The sequence below is a fragment of the Actinokineospora auranticolor genome (assembly GCF_041897805.1).
GTDB lineage: Bacteria > Actinomycetota > Actinomycetes > Mycobacteriales > Pseudonocardiaceae > Actinokineospora > Actinokineospora auranticolor.
Genome location: NZ_CP154825.1, coordinates 3,045,283 through 3,064,372, shown reverse-complemented (window position 1 = coordinate 3,064,372; position 19,090 = coordinate 3,045,283). Strand labels below are relative to the sequence as shown.

General features: G+C 72.3%; 9 protein-coding genes. All 9 read right to left on the bottom strand.

Features of this window, described 5'->3' with window-relative positions:
- Nucleotides 1-20: 20 nt before the first annotated feature.
- The gene (locus V5P93_RS13960) at nucleotides 21-2,459 is read right to left on the bottom strand and encodes a hypothetical protein (protein ID WP_104475823.1); all 2,439 of its coding nucleotides are present in this window, start codon (nucleotides 2,457-2,459) and stop codon (nucleotides 21-23) included.
- Between the two features lie 408 nt (nucleotides 2,460-2,867).
- Nucleotides 2,868-13,451 (bottom strand): toxin glutamine deamidase domain-containing protein, encoded by a 10,584-nt coding sequence (locus V5P93_RS13955; protein WP_104475821.1) that lies wholly within the window; start codon nucleotides 13,449-13,451, stop codon nucleotides 2,868-2,870.
- Nucleotides 13,452-13,503: 52 nt separating this feature from the next.
- Nucleotides 13,504-13,809 carry a hypothetical protein gene (locus V5P93_RS13950; protein WP_104475819.1) on the bottom strand — a complete coding sequence of 102 codons (306 nt, stop codon included), beginning with the start codon at nucleotides 13,807-13,809 and terminating at the stop codon, nucleotides 13,504-13,506.
- Nucleotides 13,806-14,213, bottom strand: coding sequence for a YbaB/EbfC family nucleoid-associated protein (locus tag V5P93_RS13945; RefSeq protein WP_104475817.1), 408 nt, complete (start codon nucleotides 14,211-14,213; stop codon nucleotides 13,806-13,808). The genes V5P93_RS13950 and V5P93_RS13945 overlap by 4 nt, the downstream gene beginning before the upstream one ends.
- A gap of 9 nt (nucleotides 14,214-14,222) precedes the next feature.
- Nucleotides 14,223-16,394 (bottom strand): hypothetical protein, encoded by a 2,172-nt coding sequence (locus V5P93_RS13940; RefSeq protein WP_104475815.1) that lies wholly within the window; start codon nucleotides 16,392-16,394, stop codon nucleotides 14,223-14,225.
- 143 nt (nucleotides 16,395-16,537) lie between these two features.
- Nucleotides 16,538-16,900: a hypothetical protein gene (locus V5P93_RS13935; protein WP_104475813.1), complete on the bottom strand. Its 363-nt coding sequence runs from the start codon at nucleotides 16,898-16,900 to the stop codon at nucleotides 16,538-16,540.
- A gap of 93 nt (nucleotides 16,901-16,993) precedes the next feature.
- A complete protein-coding gene (locus V5P93_RS13930) occupies nucleotides 16,994-17,284 on the bottom strand; it encodes a hypothetical protein (protein ID WP_104475811.1) in 291 nt (96 codons plus the stop codon).
- A gap of 41 nt (nucleotides 17,285-17,325) precedes the next feature.
- The gene (locus tag V5P93_RS13925) at nucleotides 17,326-17,616 is read right to left on the bottom strand and encodes a hypothetical protein (RefSeq protein ID WP_104475809.1); all 291 of its coding nucleotides are present in this window, start codon (nucleotides 17,614-17,616) and stop codon (nucleotides 17,326-17,328) included.
- A 75-nt stretch (nucleotides 17,617-17,691) separates the two neighbouring features.
- The gene (gene eccB / locus V5P93_RS13920; protein WP_104475807.1) at nucleotides 17,692-19,026 is read right to left on the bottom strand and encodes a type VII secretion protein EccB; all 1,335 of its coding nucleotides are present in this window, start codon (nucleotides 19,024-19,026) and stop codon (nucleotides 17,692-17,694) included.
- Between the last annotated feature and the right edge of the window lie 64 nt (nucleotides 19,027-19,090).

The window sequence follows — 19,090 nt, the reverse complement described above, 5'->3', positions numbered from 1 at the left end:
CTCGGTACCTGGGGTGCGGTTCACGCCGCGGGAAGCGCGCCGAACCAGTGCGCGGCGTCGGGGTGGTGCGGGATCTCGACGGCAGAGCGCGCCTCGGCCGCGGCGCGCAGGGCGGTGAGGGCCCGCTCGACCGGGGCGCCGTCCTCGGCGAGCAGCACGCGATCGGCCTCCACGGCCAGCACCCGCAGCGCGGTGTGGGCGGGGAGGACGACGTCGTGCCCGCGGTCGTCGTCGAGGAGCCCGTCGAGCCTGCGCGCGGTAGCGCTCCAGATGAGCAGCTCGACGTCGCCCGGCACGGCGGCGCCCACGGTGGCGACGGCGAGCATGGGTTCGGGGAGGTTGAGGAGTTCCCCTTCGCGCCGTTCGCCCCGCTCGGCGCCCCGGACGACGACGCCGCGCCAGGTCGGCAACCGCCGGAGGCCCGCGGCGAGGCAGGTGTGGAAGGCGGTGTCGTAGCTGCCGGGTTCCTCCGCGAACACGCGGACGACGGCGAGTTCGGTCACCAGCGCGGCGTGCTCGCCCGCGGCCCTGAGGCCCGGTCGCTCGGCGAGCAGCCGGACGACCGCCTGGGTGGCCGAGTCGTAGCGCGTGCCGAGCGCGGCACGGACCTGCCGCCGCTGCGCCTCGGTGCTCACGGCCCCGGCGGGCACGACGCTGGGCACCTTCGTGGGAGTCGGGGCTGCCGTGACCGCGGGCGCCTTGGTCGGGACGGGAGGTTTCACCTCCACTGGACGCGGGGTGAACACGTCGCCCGCGGTGGCGGAGGCGGTCTCGGTGAGGGGCGGCGGGGCGCTGGTGGTCGGCGCCGCCGACTTGGCGGTGGTCACGAGGGGTAGCCCGGTCGGCGGACGCTGGGGGCTTTGCGGCAGGTCGGGCAACGGCTCGATGACCGGCGGCGCGGGCTCGGCCCTGGTCAAGGACACGACCTGGTCCCGGCTCACCCGGGTGGCGGTCTCCGAGTCGGTCGACCTCCGGGCCGCTTCCTCCCGGCGCACCCGCGTGGCGGGCGGCTCGCTCGGCCTCCGGTGCAGGGGAGGCAGCGGAGCCTGGCTGCCCCTAGTGGTGGCCGGGGCGACAGCGAGCTGATCGCCGAGCCGAGTCGAACGCGCTCCGGTTGCCGCCTCGAACGACCGTCGGAACTCCTTGGCAGCGGATGCTTCCTCCTGGCGCACCCGAGTGGTGACCGCCGGGTCGCCCGGCGTCCGCTCGAGCGCCGCCACCTGATCTCGGCTGACGCGCGCGGTGGCGGACGGGTCGACGTCGTCGGGGAGTTCGATGACGGAAAGGACGCCGTCGCGGTCGATCGTGATGGTGGACGGGGCGCGTTCGGACTTCGTCGGGGGTTTGAGGCGTTCGGCCAGGGCGCGGGTGGCCTTCACCGCGCCGGGAGTGGCGGCGATGACGAGGAGGGTGGCGCGGAGGTCGGCGGGGAGGTCCGCGACCAGGGCGCACAGGGCGTCGAACACGGGGGCGGGCAGCTCGTCGGCCGCGACCAGCAGTTCGGGGTAGGGGCCGGTCGGGGTGTTCAGGGCCGCGTCGAGGACGGTGGTGTCGGGGCGGGCCAGGAGGCCGCGGGCGATGACGTCGAGGGACCAGCCGGGGGCGAGGCGGTAGCGGGCGGGGGCCGTCTGCGCCAGGCCGGTGACCGGGGCGGACCAGCGGTCGACCACCGGGGCGCAGGCGGGCCGGTAGACGCTCTCCACCACGAACGGTTCCCACGTGGGCCGCACCGGGGCGCCGTGCCGCATCCGGACGGCGGCGCGCAGTTCGAAGGCCACGGCCTGGGCGATGTCGACCTCGTCGCGTTCGCCGTAGTGGGTCAGGACGGTCCGCACGCGGACGTCGTCGGGGAACCGGCGCAGGACGTTGGCCACGGCACGGGGTGTGGGGGTGGGTTCACCGGGGGCGCCGACGACGAGTGTGGGCCGGTCGGGGTCGGGGACCGCCTGCCGGATGGGGTCGGCGGGACGGGGCGCGGTCGTGGCGCGGATCCACAGCCCCACCGGGATCTCCTCGACGGTGGCGGGGAGGTCGTCGGGCAGGTCCGCCTGCCACGGCGGCTCGGGGAAGCGCTTGCCCGCGGGGCGGGGTTCGTCGTCGCCGTGGGTCGTCCAGCCGGTGGGGGCGAAGGCGTGGCCGTCGGGGAGGGTGACGAGGTCGCCGTCGGGGGCGGTGACCTCCATGCCGAGGCGGTCGGCCAGCCTGCGGGCGAGGGGGACGACGCCGTCGGCGGGGTGGGCGGGGGTGTGCAGGCGGATCGCGGGTCCGACGTGGTCGTCCAGGTCGGCCACGACCCAGGGGTCCAACCGCGACACGGCCTCGCGCGCCGATTCCCCGACGACGACCGACGTGCGGTCGGGCTCCGGTGCCAGGGCGGCGGCGTACGCCACGGCTTGCTCGTCCGCACCCGGCTCGCGCACGACCACCGCGTGCCCCGCCCGCTCCACCGCGACCGCCACGACACCCTCCTCGCCGGAACTTCCCGCCGGGCACCTGCCCCGCACCCACCACACGGCCGGGCGGCCCCCGGCGGTTCACCACCGTCGGTGAACTTTCGGTGGCCTCAGCCACCACCTCCCCGGCACCACAGCCGCGACGCACTGCTCAGCGAGGCCAACTGCCTGCCTTCCTGAGCAGAACAGCCACGGCCAGGACCTCGGCTGCTCCTGCCACCAACTCCGTGGCGACGCCGAGACCTGAGTTGTCCACAGGCCGACCACGACCACCCCAGTGACCAATTGCGCCGAATAGACTGAAGAAATAGGGGTGCCCCTGGCGGGGGACCCCTGCGCGAGCGAGCGGCATCAGGTCGGCCTGGCGCTCGCACCTGCCGGCAGGCAGGTGTGAGCGAGGTCTCCGGCTGTGGGTCAGGTCGGGTTCTCGTTGTCCGGGTCGGGGTCTTCGACCGAGGCCGGGGGGAAGGGGCGGCCTCGGGGTGGGAACTCCAGGACCCGGGGTTCCTCCGCGTCGGAGCCGATGACCAGGGCGATGATGTTCCACGTGCCGATGGCGGCGGCGATCTCCGCGATGAAGCCCGCGTCCACCGGGCCGTCGGTGATGACTCGGTAGCGGCCGCCGGTGAAGTCCATGACGATGTCGGTGCCCAGCAGGGGGATGGGTTCGCCGCGGCGGGCCAGGTCGCGCATGCGTTGGGCGTCGGCGGTGCGGAGGTGGCGGGCCAGGGCTTCCGCGCGCTCCTTCGCGCCTGGGGTGTCGTCGGCGGATTCGAGGGCCGTGTCCAGTTCCTCGCCTACCTCGTCCACGTGGGACAGCCAATCCGGATTGTCCGAAGTGGATAGTGACGCGTAGTCGGTCGCGATGCCGTGGGGTAGGCCGCGGGGTGCGCCCGGTACCGGATCGCCCGGGATGAAACGGTTCTGGGCGTCCAGTGGGATCGCGTGCACCCGGCCGAGGCTGGGAATGGCGTCGGGGGTCGCGGGGACGATCGTGCCTTGTTGGGGGTCGACGAGGGAGACCACGCCCTCGTGGTTGACCACGTTCCACGCGTGTCCCCGTCCGCCGCCCGCGCCGAAGGCGATGACCATGGCGTCGGCGCCGTGGCCCGCGCGGGTGACCCGCTCGATCACCTCCGCCAACGCCTGGGGGCCGGTGCCGATGAACTCAGGCGCGTACGAGGTCCACTCCGCCGCCTGCGTCACCGCCCCGCGCGGGGCCTGGCCGGGGGTGCCGATGCCCGCCACCCGGGGCACGCCGTGGTAGGTGGAGTGGAAGGAGACCACGGCGTCCACGCAGTTGATGTCGCGGCCCGGGTCGGAGCGGACGCCGTTGACCAGGTCCACCCAGGTGTTCGGGTCGCTGAAGCGGGTTCCGGGCGGCACCACGGATTCCAGGGCGTGGACTTCCGACGGCGTGGCGGGGGCCAGGACGTCCCGGATCGCACGGGGACCGGGCGGCTCGGGCTGGGTCACCGGACCGGAGTCGGCCTCGAAGTCGTCCCGAGAGCGCTTCGTCCCGCGCGGGCCGTCCGCCGGGCCCGGACCTGACGTCGGGGTGGCCTTCGGCGTCGACGGTGCCCACGGGCCGGTGACCTCGTCCACCCCGAACCGGCGCAACGGGATCCCTTGGCTGCTCCCGGCGTTGTTCGGATCCGCCTCCCAAGCCTGGTCCTCCTGAACCGTGCTGAGCCCACCGGTCCGGGAGCTCGAGCCGAGGTTCGACGTGGTCGGCGGAACCCGAACCGGCCGGGGCGCGCCCTCCGGCGGCACCACCGGATCAGGTCGCACGGCGGGCTGCTGGATGTCCGGCGCCGCCGTCCGCGCCGCCACCCCGTCGGCGATGTCCCTTGCGGTGAAAGCACTCCCGTTCGGCACGGTGAAGTTGTGCGGTCGCACGTCGAGCCCCAACCCGGCCACGAAGTCGACCACCTGGTTCAGCGCCACCCCGGGCGCCACGTGCAGGGTCCGGCCCTGGTCGTCGCGACCGACGACAGCGGGCGCGGGCGGTGCGGGCGCCGGTGTCCCGTTCGGGTGCAGGGTCGCCCCGTCGCCGGCCCGGGTGATCCCCAACCCCGTCGGCGGCGCGGTGTTCGTGCCGGTCCACACGTCCGCGATGGTGATCAGGCCCTCGCGCAGCGCGTCCGCCTCCCACACCCGGACCCGCACGTCGTCGGTGGTCGTGACCTTCACCGTGCCCGGCGGGGTCGTGCCGCCGCCGAACCAACCCTTGATCTTGCGGCCGAGAGCCGGGACCCAGTTCGTGTTGCGCGGCTTGACGTCCACGAAGAACTCGGTGGTCACGTCGAACAGGTACGACCGGCCGCCCTGCGACTCGACCGTCAGGTCGAACCGGCCGTTCGTCCTGGCGTCCGGGTTCGCGATGCCGCTGTCGGTACCGGCGGTCGGGGCGGTCGACAGGTTCGCGGGGCCGGGTGTCAGCTTGTCGTTCGGGTTCAGCACGGTGCCGCCGCCCTGCCCGGCCGCGGTGATGCCCCGCGTCCAGGTGACCGTGCGCGAGGACCCGCTCAGGCTGACGTCCTCGGTTTCCCGGCCGTGGTCGACCTTGCCGCCGCCCCCGGGCAGTTGCACCTGCCGGAACGTGCCCGGCACGAACCGCCCGGCGATCGACAGGTCGACCAGGTCGTCGTACAGGGCGTGCTTGGCGCCGACGATCCCCCTCGTCGTGTACGTGGGGCCGCTGAACAGCGACCAGCCACCGTTGTGCAGGGCTGTGCCGGTGGTCAGCGAGTGCAGCGCGTACTCCGACGTCGTGCCCTTGTTGGTGTAGGTGGACCGGTTCGCGGCGGCGGTGGTGAAGTTGTTGCGCGGCAGGTTGTTCCCGTTCCCCACCGGCTGGTTCGACATCTGCGCGAAGACCGCCTCGCGGATCGCCTTGACCGTGTCCGAACCCATGGACTCGATGTGCCACTGGGCATCGGGGTCCAGCGTCTGCTGCTGGACGTGGTTGGCGTCGGTCGGCGGCAGCTTCAGCGGGTTCTGCGCCAGCACGTCGAAGGTGGGCGCGGTGGTCGGCGCGGTCATCGCGGGCGACGACCGGGGGTCCGGCGCGACCAGGTCCACCGACCCGTTCACCGTGACCGGCGTGGTGGCCATGTCACTGCGGTTGAACAACCGGGTGATGTTGAGCGTCATCGTGTCCGCCGCGGGCAGCGGGGTGCGGACGCGGGAGATCTCCAGCGAGTACGTGACGTCGTGGGACGCGCGGTCGAGCTGGTCGAAGGTCAGCAGCCGCATCGGCTTGAGCGTCTTGCTGCCCGGCGCGACCTCCGACTCCGCGACCTGCCTGCTGACACCGGTGAGCGCGCCGAACATGCCGAGCTTCGACCCGGGACCGACGGTGACCGAACCGTCGGGGTTGGTGGTGCGCGGCGCGGCCGTGCGGTGCAGCGCGTCGGTCTGCAACCCGGCGGAGAGCTGGTAGGAGCCGGTGTTCTGCTGGGCGTTCGTGGTGGTGATGTAGGAGTAGGTGGTCTGCGAGTTCGGCACCAGCGGCGTGATCCGCGACGCGGGCCGGACCACCGCGGGGGGCGCGGGCTGGGCCGTGGGCGTCGCGACGATCCGGATGTCCACGACGTCCTGGTAGAACGGGTCGTTGTTCGGGATGGACACGATGCCGCTGTCGCTCAGCACGTCCTTGAGCGACAACATCCCCCGTGGACTGCCGAACAGCTCCGTCAGCCGCTCCAGCACGTCCCGCTGCCACTTGCCCGTCACGCCGAGCTCGTCGAGCCGCGCCCGCGCGCCCACGAGCGGGTCCGGCCCGTGCATGCGGGAGTTGAAGACCGTTGTCGTGCCGTGGGAAACGTAGCCCGGGCCGCCGTTGATCAGGTGCTGCGTCGCGCCGGTGGGGGCGGGCGCGTTCGGCAGCACGGCCGTGATCTCCGGCGGCACCGGCAGGCCGCTCTGGGTGAACAGCTCGGCCGCCGTGCGCGCGGGGAGCTGCACGAGCACGCCATCCGGCTCGTCCACGGTGACCGGCACGGTTTCCGTGGTCGCGGTCTTGATGCTGTTGCGGATGTTGACGTCGCCGGTGTAGGTGTAGCGGACGTCCATCGCCACCCACACCGTCGGGCCCTTGTAGTTGTAGAGCTGACGGCCACCGGGCGTGAGTTCGCTCGTCTTTCCCCTGCCCCAGCGCTTGTTCCCGCCGAACACCATCCGCACCCGGGCGCCCCACGGCGACACGCGCCGGGGCATCGCGTCGAAGGCCAGTTCCGCCTCGGCGCCGAACTGGCGGTGCTTGGTGTTGTTCACGACCAGGTCGCCGTCCTGCCTGCGCTGCAACTGGCCGTCCTTGCGCACATCGACCACGCGCGGCGCGGAATAGGCCGCGGTGGCGGACAACGAGCCGTTCATGTCGGTCAACCGGCCGGGTTCGACCAGCTTGTGCGGGCCGCCGACCTCACCGTTGAGGCCCAGCACGCTGAACCCGCGCCGTCCGACCTGGGACACGAACCCGCGCACCGCGTTGGCCGCCGCGGTGCCCGGGCGGGTCAGGTTGGAGAGCTTGTAGCGGATCTGCCGGTTCGGCAGGCCACCGCCGCGGTTGGTCTCGGTGACGGTGCGCGTGCCCCACGACGGCCACATGCCGCCCGCCCACGGGGAACGCCGGGTGACCGGCGCGGGCATGTTGGGCGGCGGGGCGGGCACGGGCAGCGTCTCCACGCTCTTGGCGAGCACGATGTCGAGTGCGTCGACGCTGTTCTGCGTGACCCGCACGTGCTCGATGCCCGCGAACTCGCCGAACAGCTCCGGGTCGACCACCACCGTGCCGTTGGCCAACGCGGGCGGGGTGCCGACGAACAGGCCCGGGGTCATCGTGCTCGCCGTGACCGGCTGGTCGGACCACGCGAACTTGTCGACCGGCGCGGACACCGTGACGGCGTTGTGGAACGTGCGCTTGCTCAGCTGCGGGGTGTTGGCGGCCAGGTTGACGTTCTGCGTGAGCGCGTTGGTGATTTCGGCGGCGGTCGGTTCGGTGAGCCTGTCGGCCGAGTTGGGGCCGAGGGTCATCTTGCCGCCCATGAAGACCCGGCGGAACCAGTTGGGCTCCACCGTCTGCCGGTGGACGACGACGATTTCCATGGTGCCGTCGAAGCCCCGGTACTCGCCGCCGTACGCGGTGACGCGCCCGTCGCGGCCGTTGGTGCCGACGATCGACGCGCGGCTCCGCTCCCAGGTGCCGGAGACGACGAACCTGGGCAGCGCGGACGACTGCGTACCGCCGCCCTCGGGCTTGCCGGACGGGCGGTCCTTGAAGATCGGCCGGAACTCGAAGCCGAGGCCGAGACGCGCGTTGCGGCTGAGCTGGTCGTTGCGCCTGCGCTGCGAGGTCGCGTGGTCCTGCACGGTCGCTTTCGCCTGCCCGGAGGGGAAACTCCCGGCGGGCGGGGTGATGGAAGCGTAGATCTCGAGGGTGTGCTGGAAGCCGCCGGAGATCCAGTTGACCTCCTCGCCGCCGTGCAGCGCGTTGTAGAGGGCGGTGACCGTCTTGGGGTCGCTGTCGAACTTCTCGTTGACCGCGTCCTGGCCCGTTTGGTCGAGCCCGTTGGTGATGAAGGTGACGATGTCGTTCTTGCGCGGCACGGCGGTGATGTCGTCGGTGCCGATCCGGTAGGGCTGGTTGCCCGCGGTGCGCGGCGAGGAGTTTGTCGGCGAGAGGTGTTGCGGGATGGGCAAACCGAGTTCCCGCGCCACGGGAACGGGAATGGTGACCAGTTCCGTGACCGTGCCCTGGGTGGGCGCGTTCGCACCGACCGCGACGTCGAGCGTGCGGGTGACCTGGTAGACCAGCTCGGGCTGCGTGGCGTTGCGTTCGACCGCGGACTCGTTGCCGCGGGTGTAGCCGCCGGTGCGCTGGCTGGCGAAGTCGCTGAACAGGCCGAGGAACCACTGGAAGTCGCTCGTGTCCATGCCCGCGGCCATGCCGAGGGCGGCGGTGATGTCGCTGCCCTTGTTGATGACCGACGACGGCGCGGTGCCCGTGCGCTGCTCGTCGACCTTGTTGGACGGGCCGAGCAGGCTCACCTGCGGGGCGCCGTTGGGCGTGACCACGACCTGCTGGCCGCCGATGGTCTCGGTGACGCGGCCGTTGTCGCGCATGTGCCGAACACCCGGCGAGGACAACAGGTCCGCGACCGACTTGCGGTGCTGGGCGCCGACCTGCGTGGTGATGCCGTCGGTGAAGGCCGTGGGGACCCGGACCGCGTCGGAGGTGAGCTGGTCGCGGCCGTTGTCCGGCAGCGCCACGGGAGCGGTGTTGGTCGGCACCACGGCGGGCACCCGCATCCCGACATCCACTGTGGACACCGCGGGGTTGGGGTTGCCGATCCGGGTGGCGGTGATCTCGATGTCGGTCTCCACCCACGCCCGGTCGGCGGTCCGCACACCGGGCCTGCTGGTGTTGTTCGACGTCATGCCCTGGTTGCGCCTGAGGGTGAACCCGGCGGAGGCGACCGGGCGCAGGAACGGGACGACGTCGACGATCGGCACCAGCGACACGAACGGCACGCGGACCGGCAGGTTGGACGACGTGGAGATGGCGACGGGGTTGGCCGCGTCGTCGCGCACCGTCTTGACCACGTCGGGGTGGGAGTTGGGCACGGCGTTGACGGTGGCGGACTTGCGCGTGTCCCCGGGGCGCTTGGGGGTGCCGGTGAGCAGGACACGGGCCTGGGTGCCGTCGCCGAGGGTGACGGTGATCTCGTGGCCCTGGTTGATGATGTCGTCCAGGTGCTGCTCGACGGCCTGGCGCGCGGCCTGCCCCGCCTGCCCCGCGATGGCCGCGTTCTGGTCGCCGAACAGGCCGGTGACCGAGTTCTGCACACCGGTGGTGTCGCCCATCCGCTCGACGGCGATCCGCTCGGCGAAGGGCACGTCGGTGAGCAGGGTGAGGCCGCGTTCGACGTCGCCCTGCTTGGCGGCGTTCTTGGCCTCCGCCGCGAGGTCCTTGGCGTTGCGGGCCGTGTTCGCGGCCGAGGTGGCCGCCGCGGCGGCGGCCTGGGCGGCGGTGTCGGCGTCGTCGCGGGCGGTGGTGAGCTGGTTGTACAGGTTGTCGACCAGATCGGCCTGCTGGTCGGCCTGGGTTTGGGCCTCGTTGGCCTCGTCGCGCAGTTGTCCCGCGGTCCGCGTGTCCCGCACGATCTGCGCGGACATGGGGTCGCGTTGACCGGTCAGGGTGACGATCTCGGCTTCCTGCTCCGCGACGGTCCGCTCGCGGGGATCCGGTGCGGTGCTCTGCGGTGCGCTCTGCTGGGCGTTGCTGGGACCCGCGTTCTGCTGTGCGGCCGCCGCTTTGTCGCGAGCGATGTCCCGTTTGGTCTGGTCGACCTGGTTCTGCAAACCTTCGATGCGTTGGGTCAGTTGGCCTTCGCGTTCGGTGAGCAGGCGCAGGTCCTCGGCGGCGGTGTCCGCGAGCCCCAGGCGGCGCTGGGCCTCGTTGTGCAGGCGCAGTTCGGTGGCGGCCTCGGTGGTGATCCGGGTCTGGAGGCCGACGGCGGTGGCGACCGCGTCCGCCGCGGCCTGCCGCTGGGTGATGGTGGTCTGGTGGTGGGTGTTGGTCTGCGTGGCGGCTTGGGTGGCGGCCTGGGTGCGTTGGCCCGCCGTCTGGGCGCTGGTGTTGGCCGCGGTCGCGGAGACGTGCGGACCGCGGGCGGCGGCGTGCGCGGCGGCCTCCTGGGTGCGCAGGGCCGCCAGTCGCGCCTGGGTGCCGCGCCGGGTCCGGGTGGCGGTCTCGAGTTGGGTCCGCAGTGGACGGTGGGTCTCGACGAGGGTGTCGAGTTCGATCTGGGCGCGGTCGCGTGCGGTCTGGGCGACCAGGGCCGCCGCGGGGGTGGCCGCGTTGTTCATGCCGGTCTGCGCGTCCGTGACCCGCTGCGCGATGACGTCTTCCTGCTGGTCGGCCCGGTCGTTGCGCTGCTGGAGCAGGCCCTCGGCGCGAACCTGGTCCTCCAGGGTGGCGACCTCGGTGTTGATCTGGCCGCGGATCTGGTTGAGCCGCTGGATCAGCGGCGCGGCAACGGCTTGGGTGGCCGCGACCGCGGCCTGGGCCTGCCGGTTGGCCTCGTTCGCCGCGACAACCTGGGCCTGCGCGGACCGGCGCTGCTGCTCGGCCGCCAGCACCGAGCGCTCGGCCGCGGTCTGGTGGCCTCGGGCGTCGGTGACGGCTTGCGCGGCGAGGTTCGCCACGTTGGCGATGGGCCGCCGCCCGAACGAGTCACCGATCGCCTGCGGCCCGGTGCTGCCCGCGTTGTCGAGGGTCGGCCCGCCGATGAACTCCCCCGCCGGGTCGAGCGTGATCGCCCAGACCTTGCCCGCGGGTGGGGTCTTGGTGCCCCAGGTGCCGTCCTGGGCATCGACGTGGGAGACGACCCCGTCCTGGTTGACGATGTTCCACGCGTGCCCGTCCTTGGCGCCGGGCGGTGTGGTGAACACCAGGGCGTCGGTGCCGTGCCCGCCCTCGCGGACGCGCCGCACCACCTCGTCGACGGCGGCCTTGCCCTCGCCGATGTACTGGGGCGCGTACCCGGTCCGCTCCCCCGCCCGGCCCGCGCTCTGCCTGCCGGTGCCCGCGTCGGTGGCCTGACCCCGCCAGGTCGAGTGGAACGCGACGGTGGCGTCGACGCAGTTGAGGGTGCCGCCCGCGGGGTTGATGGACCCGACCCACCGGCGGAAGTCGCTGAACCGGCCGGGCACGGAGAAGGCGGGCTTGCGTCGTTGGACCTGCGGGGCGACCTCGACCTTGCGCCGCTTCACGCCTTGGCCGTCCGGCCCGGCGGTCGCGACGGCGGTCTGGGGCGTCTTGGCGGTGGTGGGGAGGGAAGGGGTGCTGGTCGTGGGCCGGGTGAGTTCCGACTCGCCGACCTTGTCCTTGCGACCCGCGTCCGCCCGCCGCTTTCCGCCTGCGGTGGATTGGGTGGCGCGGGGCAGTCCCTTGCCGGACGGACCAGGTGTGGTCGCTGTCGAGTTGGCCTGGCTCACCGTGCTTGACGTGCTGCCCTGGCCCACGGCCTTGGTAGCGGCCGACTGCGCGGCGCCACTCTGACCGGAGTTGGTCTGGCTGACCCCGGCCTGCGTGGAACCGGTCTGACTCGCCGTGCTCGGTATGCCGTTCTGGCCCACAGCCACCTTGTTCGCCGCGGCGCCGTTCTGACCGGAGTTGGACTGACTGGTGCCTGCCTGCGTGGAACTGGTCTGGCTCACCGTGCTCGGGGTACCGCCTTGCCCCACCGCGACCTTGTTCGACTGCGACTGCGTGGCCCCGCTCTGCCCCGAGGTGGACTGGGTGGTCCCGGCCTGGGTCGAGCTGGTCTGGCTCATCGTGCTCGGCGTGCCGCCCTGGCCCACCGCGACCTTGTTCGAAGTCGACTGCGACTGCGCGGCGCCGCTCTGGCCGGAGTTGGACTGGGTGGTGCCGGTTTGGGTGGCGGTCGTGGCGGTCTGGGACGTGGTTTGCGCTGTGCTCGGGGCGTTGGTCGTCGAGGTCGTCGAGGTCGAGGTCGTCGAGGTCTGAGCGGTTGTGGCCGGGGTGGTCGAGGTCTGGGACGTGCTCGTGGACGTCGTCGAGACCGGCTGCGTTTGTGCGGTGGCCGGGGTGTTGGTCGTCGAAGTCGTGGGGGCTGTCGTCGTCGAAGTCGTGGTCGAGGGGGTCGTGCTCGGAGTCGTGGTGGGCTGCCCCGCGTTCTGACCACGCGTGGTGCCCTGTGACGTACTGGTCTGCTGCCCGGTCTGGTTGCCGGATTGGCCGACCGTGCCGTTCTGCCCCTGCCCGCCGGTGTTCGTCGCGGTACCGGGGACCTGCGGACCGGGCCCGGCGCCGCCGGGTTGCCCGGTGCCCACCTGGGGACTCAGCGTGCCGCCGGTGACCGGCACGGGTGTGCCTGTCTTGGGTCCGATCAGCCCGCCGACGGTGTCCGTCGGCCCGGTGTTCGGTCCCAGCAGCGGGGCCGTCGGGTCGTCCACCGAGACCTTGTCGTCCTCCACGACGATGTCCGGTCTCGTCACCGGGTTCTCCCCCGTGCCGTTCGCGCCGGGGGTCGTCGGGGGCGGCGGCGTGTGCAGGGCGTCGCCGATCGTCGTACCCACCGCGCCCGCCGTGCCGGACACCGCGCCCGAGGTGGCGGAGTACGGGTTCATCTCCCATTCGCCCTCGGTGATGTACTTGTACAGCGCCTCGGTGAAGGTTTCGTGGAACGCCTCGACACCGATCTCGGTGAGGTGGTGCGGCACGGCCTTGTGCCAGTCGAACTTGCCCTTGGCGATCTTGCCCAGCCACGAGTCCAGACCGGACGTGGAGACGTGCGCGATGGCCTTGCCGATCCCGGCCAGCGGCAGGGTCAGCGCGCCGCCGAGCGCGCCGACCGCCACCGCCGACAGCGTGTACTTCGGGTTCCACTCCGTGCGGCTGCCCATGCCGAACTGGATGAGCTGGGCCAGCACGTCGATCACCAGCTGGAACGCGATGCCCAGGAGCTCCGCCTGCAGCACCCGGATCAGCAGCCTGCCCAGCAGCGTCTTGAGCAGCCACCGCACGATCGCCATGCGGGCGGCGAGCCAGGCCATGCTGCCGCCCGCGGTCGGGCCCGCCATGGCGATGGCCCAGGCGATCTCGACGATCAGCGAGACCAGCGTCAGGATCGACACGATCTTGACGTACTCGACCTCCAGCGCCAGGTCCCGCAGGAACTTCGCCAGCGCCCGGAACTGCTCGTCGGCGATGGAGAGGTAGTTGTCGCTGCCCTCGACGTACGGGGCCATCCGGTTGGCGAAAGCCAGTTCGGCGGCCCCGGTGAAGGTGGACCGGATGCCGGCCACGGCCCGCCGCAGGTCCGGCGCCAGTTCGCCGGTCAGCCGGTTGGCGGTGGTCTCCCACGCGTCCGCGAGCGCCCGCAGCTTGTCCTCGTTGGCGTCCGGCCACTCCTCGCCGGTGAGGACCTGGAACAGCTTGCGCACCTCGTCGGAGACCATCATGGCCATGGCCGGTCACACCTCCACGTCGATCACGTCAGGGACCACTGGCGTGGACCGGTCAGGGCGGTACGGCGGCGTTGGCGTCCTCGTCGGTCTCGCGGAAGACGCCCGCGGTGGTGATGGTGCGGCTCCCGGTCTCGCCCAGGGACTTCTGCAGCAGGCGCAGGAACTTCAGCGCCTGCTCCTCGCCGGGGCGGTAGCCGGAGTCGAACTTCTCCCCGATCTCGCCGGTGCCGCCCGCGCCGCGGTTGGTGTCGGCGGCGATGAACAGCTGGTTGCAGATGTCGACCGCCAGGTCCACAGTGGCCCGGATGTTCACGCCGCCGTTGCGCAGCGCCTCGGGGTCGACCGCCAGCCTGCTCACCGCGGTCCCCCCTGCGGGGTGCCGTTGGCGACGGCGGTGTCGAACATGGCGTCGAGTTCGCTGATCAGGTCGTCGGCACTGTCCTTGGTGAACGACATGCCGTTCGGCATCACCCCGGCGAAAACGCTTGCGGTGGCCGCCGCCGCCTGGTCCTGGGCCTTGGCGACCACGTCGACCAGTCGGGCGGCCAGTTCGCCGGGGGCCAGGTCGCGCCAGCGGCGGCCGTGGAACTTGAGGCCGACCAGCTTGCCCTGGCCGTCCACAGTGGCCTCCACCATCCGGTCGTCGGCCGCGACGGTCGTGCTCGCCTCGGCCACCTTGGCCACGGCCTCGGTGATGCGCGTCTGCTGCTCCCGCAGCTCGACCAGCGCGGCGGCCAGTTCGTTGTGCAGTGGTGTCGACATCCGTTCCTCCTACGAGGTCGTCGCGGTCTGCTCGGTGGTGCGGGTGGGCTGCTCGACGGGCTTGCTCCGGGCACCGGTGCGCAGGTGCACGTGCGTGGTGACCAGCGGCTCGTCGATCTCGGGGGCGCCGCTGTCCGGGCGGCCGATGACGCCGTCGCCGATGTCGGTGTCGGTGCCCCAGACCTTCTCGTCCTCCGACAGCCAGGTGGTGCGCTCCCGCTCCTTCTCCTCGCGGCCCGCGCCACCCGCGCCCCCCATCCCGCCCATCATCGGCGGCATGAACGGCATCCCGCCGCGCTGGTCCTCGCGCCCGTCGACCGACCCCGGGCCGCCCGCGCCCGCACCCGCGTCGCCGCCGCGCCCCGACCAGTCCGACCACCCCTCGCCGGAACCGGACCCGAAGGCCCCGTCCGAGCCGACGCCCGCGCCGCCACCGGCCGCGCCCCAGGCGTCGAGACCGCCCGCGCCGCCGCCCGCGCCTTCGGCCAGCTTGCCGAGCTGTTCGGCGTTGAGGTCGACGCCGGGCAGGGAGCCCGGGGTGGAGCCGGGGCCGAAGCTGGCGCCGCCGTTGGCGCCCCCCGAGGAGCCGGGCAGCTGCGGGGACAGCGGATCCCGTTGGCCTGGCTGCCAGCCGTCGTCGCCGATGGTGCCGTCGGGTCCGTCGCCGACCACACCGGGGATGTCCCCGATGCCGCCGGGGCCGCCGTTGGCCGGGTCGCGGCCCGGTCCGGTGCCGGGCAACCGCCCGACACCGCCGCCGTTCGGACCGGGGAGCAGTGTCGGGAAGCCGCCGGGGCCGCCGTTGGGGCCGCCCGCGCCGGGCAGGTTCCCGACCCCGCCGGGGCCGCCGTTCGGGTCGTGGAGGCCGGGCAGGTTCCCGGTTCCGCCGGGACCGCCGTTCGGGCCGTTCGGGCCGCCGGTGAGGGAGTCGTTGAGCCCCGGGATGTTCGGTCCGTTGCCTTCGGGGCCGCCGTTCGGCGGGTCGATGTCGCCCTTGCCGTTGAGGTTCGGCACGTTGCCGTTGCCGCCGCCGCTGCCGTTGGGGGGCGGCGGGACGGTCGTGGGTGGCGGCGGGGGCGGGGTGTCGCCGGTGCCGTCGGGGCCGCCGTCGGGTGGGGTCGGGGGCAGCGTGCCGATGGTCGGCGGCGCGTTCTCCTTGAGGGTGCCGAGGCCGCGCGCGCTGCGCCGGTACGCGGTCTGGAGCTTCTCGAACTCCACGCGCGCCCGCTCGTCCATCTTCGTCAGCTCGGTGCGGATGTAGGTGCTGATGGCGGTGTTCGCCTGGTCCCAGGTGGACTGGAGGGTGAGGTCGCCGTCGACGACCGGCATCCCGGTCGGCATCACCGGTTTCGCCAGCCGGTTGGAGGCGTAGAGCGCCATCGAGTCCTTGATGTACTGCTCGGCCTTCGCGCGGTCCTTCGCACCCCACTGGTCCAGCAGGTACGGCGGCAGGCCCCAGCTCGCCATGTCCTTGGTGGCCCGGTCCAGGCCCTGGTGCTGGATGTGCTGGTGCACGCTCTCGATGAACAGCATGGCCGTCTTCGCGGGCTCCTCCCAGAGGAAGGTCCGCGAATCCCACCAGATGCCCGCCATGTTCTTGCCGAAGGTGGACAGCGCGTCCGCGGCCTCGGTCAGCCCGGTCGCGGTGGCCGGGGTCCGGTCCTCCGTGATCTGGTGGCGCAGGTCGTTGAAGGTGAAGGCGAGCCTGCGCAGGTTCGACTGGATCGCGAACGCCGCCTTGCCCTTGAAGGCGCTGTCGTCGCTGTCGAGGCCGTCCGCCCAGTACTTCGAGATGTCGGCCTTGTTGGAGAGGAAGGTGGTGTAGGCCGTGACGACGGTCGAGGAGTCGCGCAACCGCTGGACGTCCATCAGCCCGGTCTTGCCGGAGAACAGCGGCAGCGCGATGCTCTCGATGTCGTTGGTGGCGGTGTTCCACGCGTGGTAGGCGCCCTGGTTGTGGTCGACGCCGAAGTAGTACTTGTCCCAGGCGTGGTAGGAGTAGGAGTTCGCCGAGGAGCCCGGCGGGGTGAACTTGAACCAGGTCTGCGGCGTCTCGCCGGTGCCCGCCGCGCTGTCGAGCACGGCGTGCAGGTCGCTGCCCTGCCCGGTGACCGCGAACAGGATCTCGGAGAACGTCGCTCGGCTGAAGTCCCCGGTGGGTGGGACCTTGGGGTCTGGCATGGTGGCTCCTCGACTGAAGTCCCGTGGTTTCCGACTGGTCGAGCCCGGGTGTCAGCGGTCGCGGCACGCGGGCGGCGGGTGGCCCGCCGGGTCGGGGACGGCGCCGGGCGGGGAAGAGGGGGTGGGGGCGGGGCGTACCCGGCTCAGGCGCGGCCGCCGGTGTTGAAGTCGGGGTACTCCGCGACGAACCGCGTGATGTCGTACTGGGCCAGGTCGTCGGTCTCCTTGAACACGTCCTTCGCCGCGACGAGCGCGTTGCGGAACCTGACGATCGCCTGGCGCATCTTCTCGTTCTGCTGCTCGACCGAGCCGCCGAACCCCTTGCCCTTGTTGACCAGGTCCAGCGCGGCGTCCCACTTCTGCGTGCCGGGCTGGAGCTCGAAGTCGCCGTCGAGCGGGTTGGTCGGCGACTCGGTGGCCTCGTGCAGCAGGTCGTGCTCCATGTCGTCGAGCACGGCGATCAGTTGGTTGTACTTGGTCTCGTCGAAGGTGATGTGCTGACCCATGACTCTTCTTCTCCGTCTCGGATGGGGTGGGGACCGGCCGGGCGCCGGGTCCACGTGGATTTATCCACTGTGGACACCGGCGTCCCGGGTGGGTCACCCGAGCATGATCCCCTGGCCGCGCAGGTCGCCCTCGCCGAAGATCTCCTGCGCGTTGATCGACCCCAGCGACTGGGCGTTCAGCTTGGTCTCCATGTCGGTGTATGTGCCGGTCCAGGTGGTCTGCGCCTCCTGCCACACCGGGGTCGCCTTGCCCTGGGTGGCGACCTCGATGTTCTTCAGCGACGCGTTGAGGTTGGTCAGGATGTCGCCGAGCTGGCGGACGTACATGTAGAGCTGCTCGTTGAGCTCGAGGTAGCCGTCGTGGTCGATGTCGAACGCGGTCATGTCCGTGTGTCCTTTCGGGAGGGTGGGGAAGGCTCGCGGGATCAGACGTTGGCTGCGCCGTCGGCGTCGTTCTGGGTGTTGCGGTTGGTCTGCAGCAGGCCGTTGGCCTTGCCGTTGAGCACGTCGAGCTGGTTCTTCACCAGGGCGAAGTCGGCGGTCCAGTCGCCGATGGCGGCGGCCAGCTTCATGCCGGAGGTCGAGTTGTTGACCGCGGGCAGCATGCCCTGGATGTTCATGACGCCCTTGTTGAGGTCGGCCATGCCCTGCAGCGCGGTGTCGGTCGCGGTGATGATCCCCTGCAGGGTGGCGTCGTCGTAGGCATAGCGTGCCATGGTCGGTTTCTCCTTCTGGGTGTGGTTTTCCCGCGTTCCGCCCGGAGTGGGCGGAACGCTCGGCTTCGTCGTCGGTCAGGTGATGCGGTCGAGCACCGGCCCGGTGGGCAGGAGCGCGATCAGGTCGGCCGGGACCTGGGCCGCGGTGTCAGCGGGGTGGCCGAGCGCGGTCGCGGCGTCGGCGCTGGCAACCGGGTACTTGGTGCCCGCGTCGGTGACCAGGTACATCCCCGCGCCGGGCACCCCGGGCGCGGGCCGGGTGCGCACCAGCGTCCCGGCGCCCGGTTCGACCTCGACCCGGTCGGCGGTGCGGGTGTCGCGTTCGGCGCCCTGGGTGTCGGGGGCGCGCTCCCCGCCGATCTTCCCGCGCACGACGAGTTCGGCGGAGTCGCCGTCCCACCGCACGCACGGGGTGCCGCCCGCGAGGTCGAGGGGCGCCGGGAGTTCGGCGGGCATGGCGGTCTGCCAGTCGGGTGCGGGCAGCAGGGTGGCCTCGGCCACGGCGGACGCGGTGACCTGGCGGGGCGGCTCCTCGGCGGCGGGGTCGGCGACCAGCAGCGCGGCGACGGTGTCGGTCACCGGCAGCAGCCCGGTGGGCTGTGCGAGGTAGAACTTGCGTCCCACAACGGCTTCCGGCACCTGGATGAGCTGTCCGACCGCGGTCGGCCTGCCCGCGATCGTGGGGCCTTCGCCGCCGCGGCGCACCTTGGGCGGGCCCAGGTCGGGTCCGGCGGGCAACGCGTTGAGCCAGGACTCGGTCACGGGTACGGCGGTGCCGGGGTCGAGGCCGAGCGCGGCGGGCACCCAGGTGGCGGTGACGCGCATGCGGCGGTCGCGCCAGGCGAGGTGCGTGGCCCCGTCGGGGGCCCGGACGAGGAGCGCGCCGTCGGCCGCGGGCACCGGGTCGGGTGTCGTGCCGATCGCCAGCGCCACACCGGGTCCGTCTGTTGTGGACATCGCGCAGACCGCCCACCGGCGGACCGGGCCACCCGCGGCGGGCAGCGAGTCCGGGGCACCCATGATGCCGATCGGCCCGCCCTGGGGGACCCCCGCGAGGTCGGCGGTGTCGACGGTGGCGACCTTGGGGTCCTTGCCGAGCATGAGCCGCGCCGAGGCGTAGTTCAGCACGGGCCGGAGCCTGCCGTCCACCATGAGGTAGCGGCTGCCGGTGTCCTCGTCGACGACCAGCGTCCCGGGTTGGCGCCACGCGGTCGCGCCGCCCGGCGAGAGCAGGCCGACGACCAGGACGACGATCAACACCAGCCCGGCGACGGCCGTGCCGCCCGCCAGCCCGACCACGGTCCGCCGCAGTGGTCGGTCGACGGCGTCGGGGTCGACCCGCAGTACCGCGCTCACCAGCCTGCCCACGAGGAACGAGTGCGCCTGGACCTGGTCCCGCCTGCTGTACACGGTCTACCTCCTTCGCTGTCTACCTTGGACACGGGTGGCGCGGCGAAATGGTTCACCGACCGGA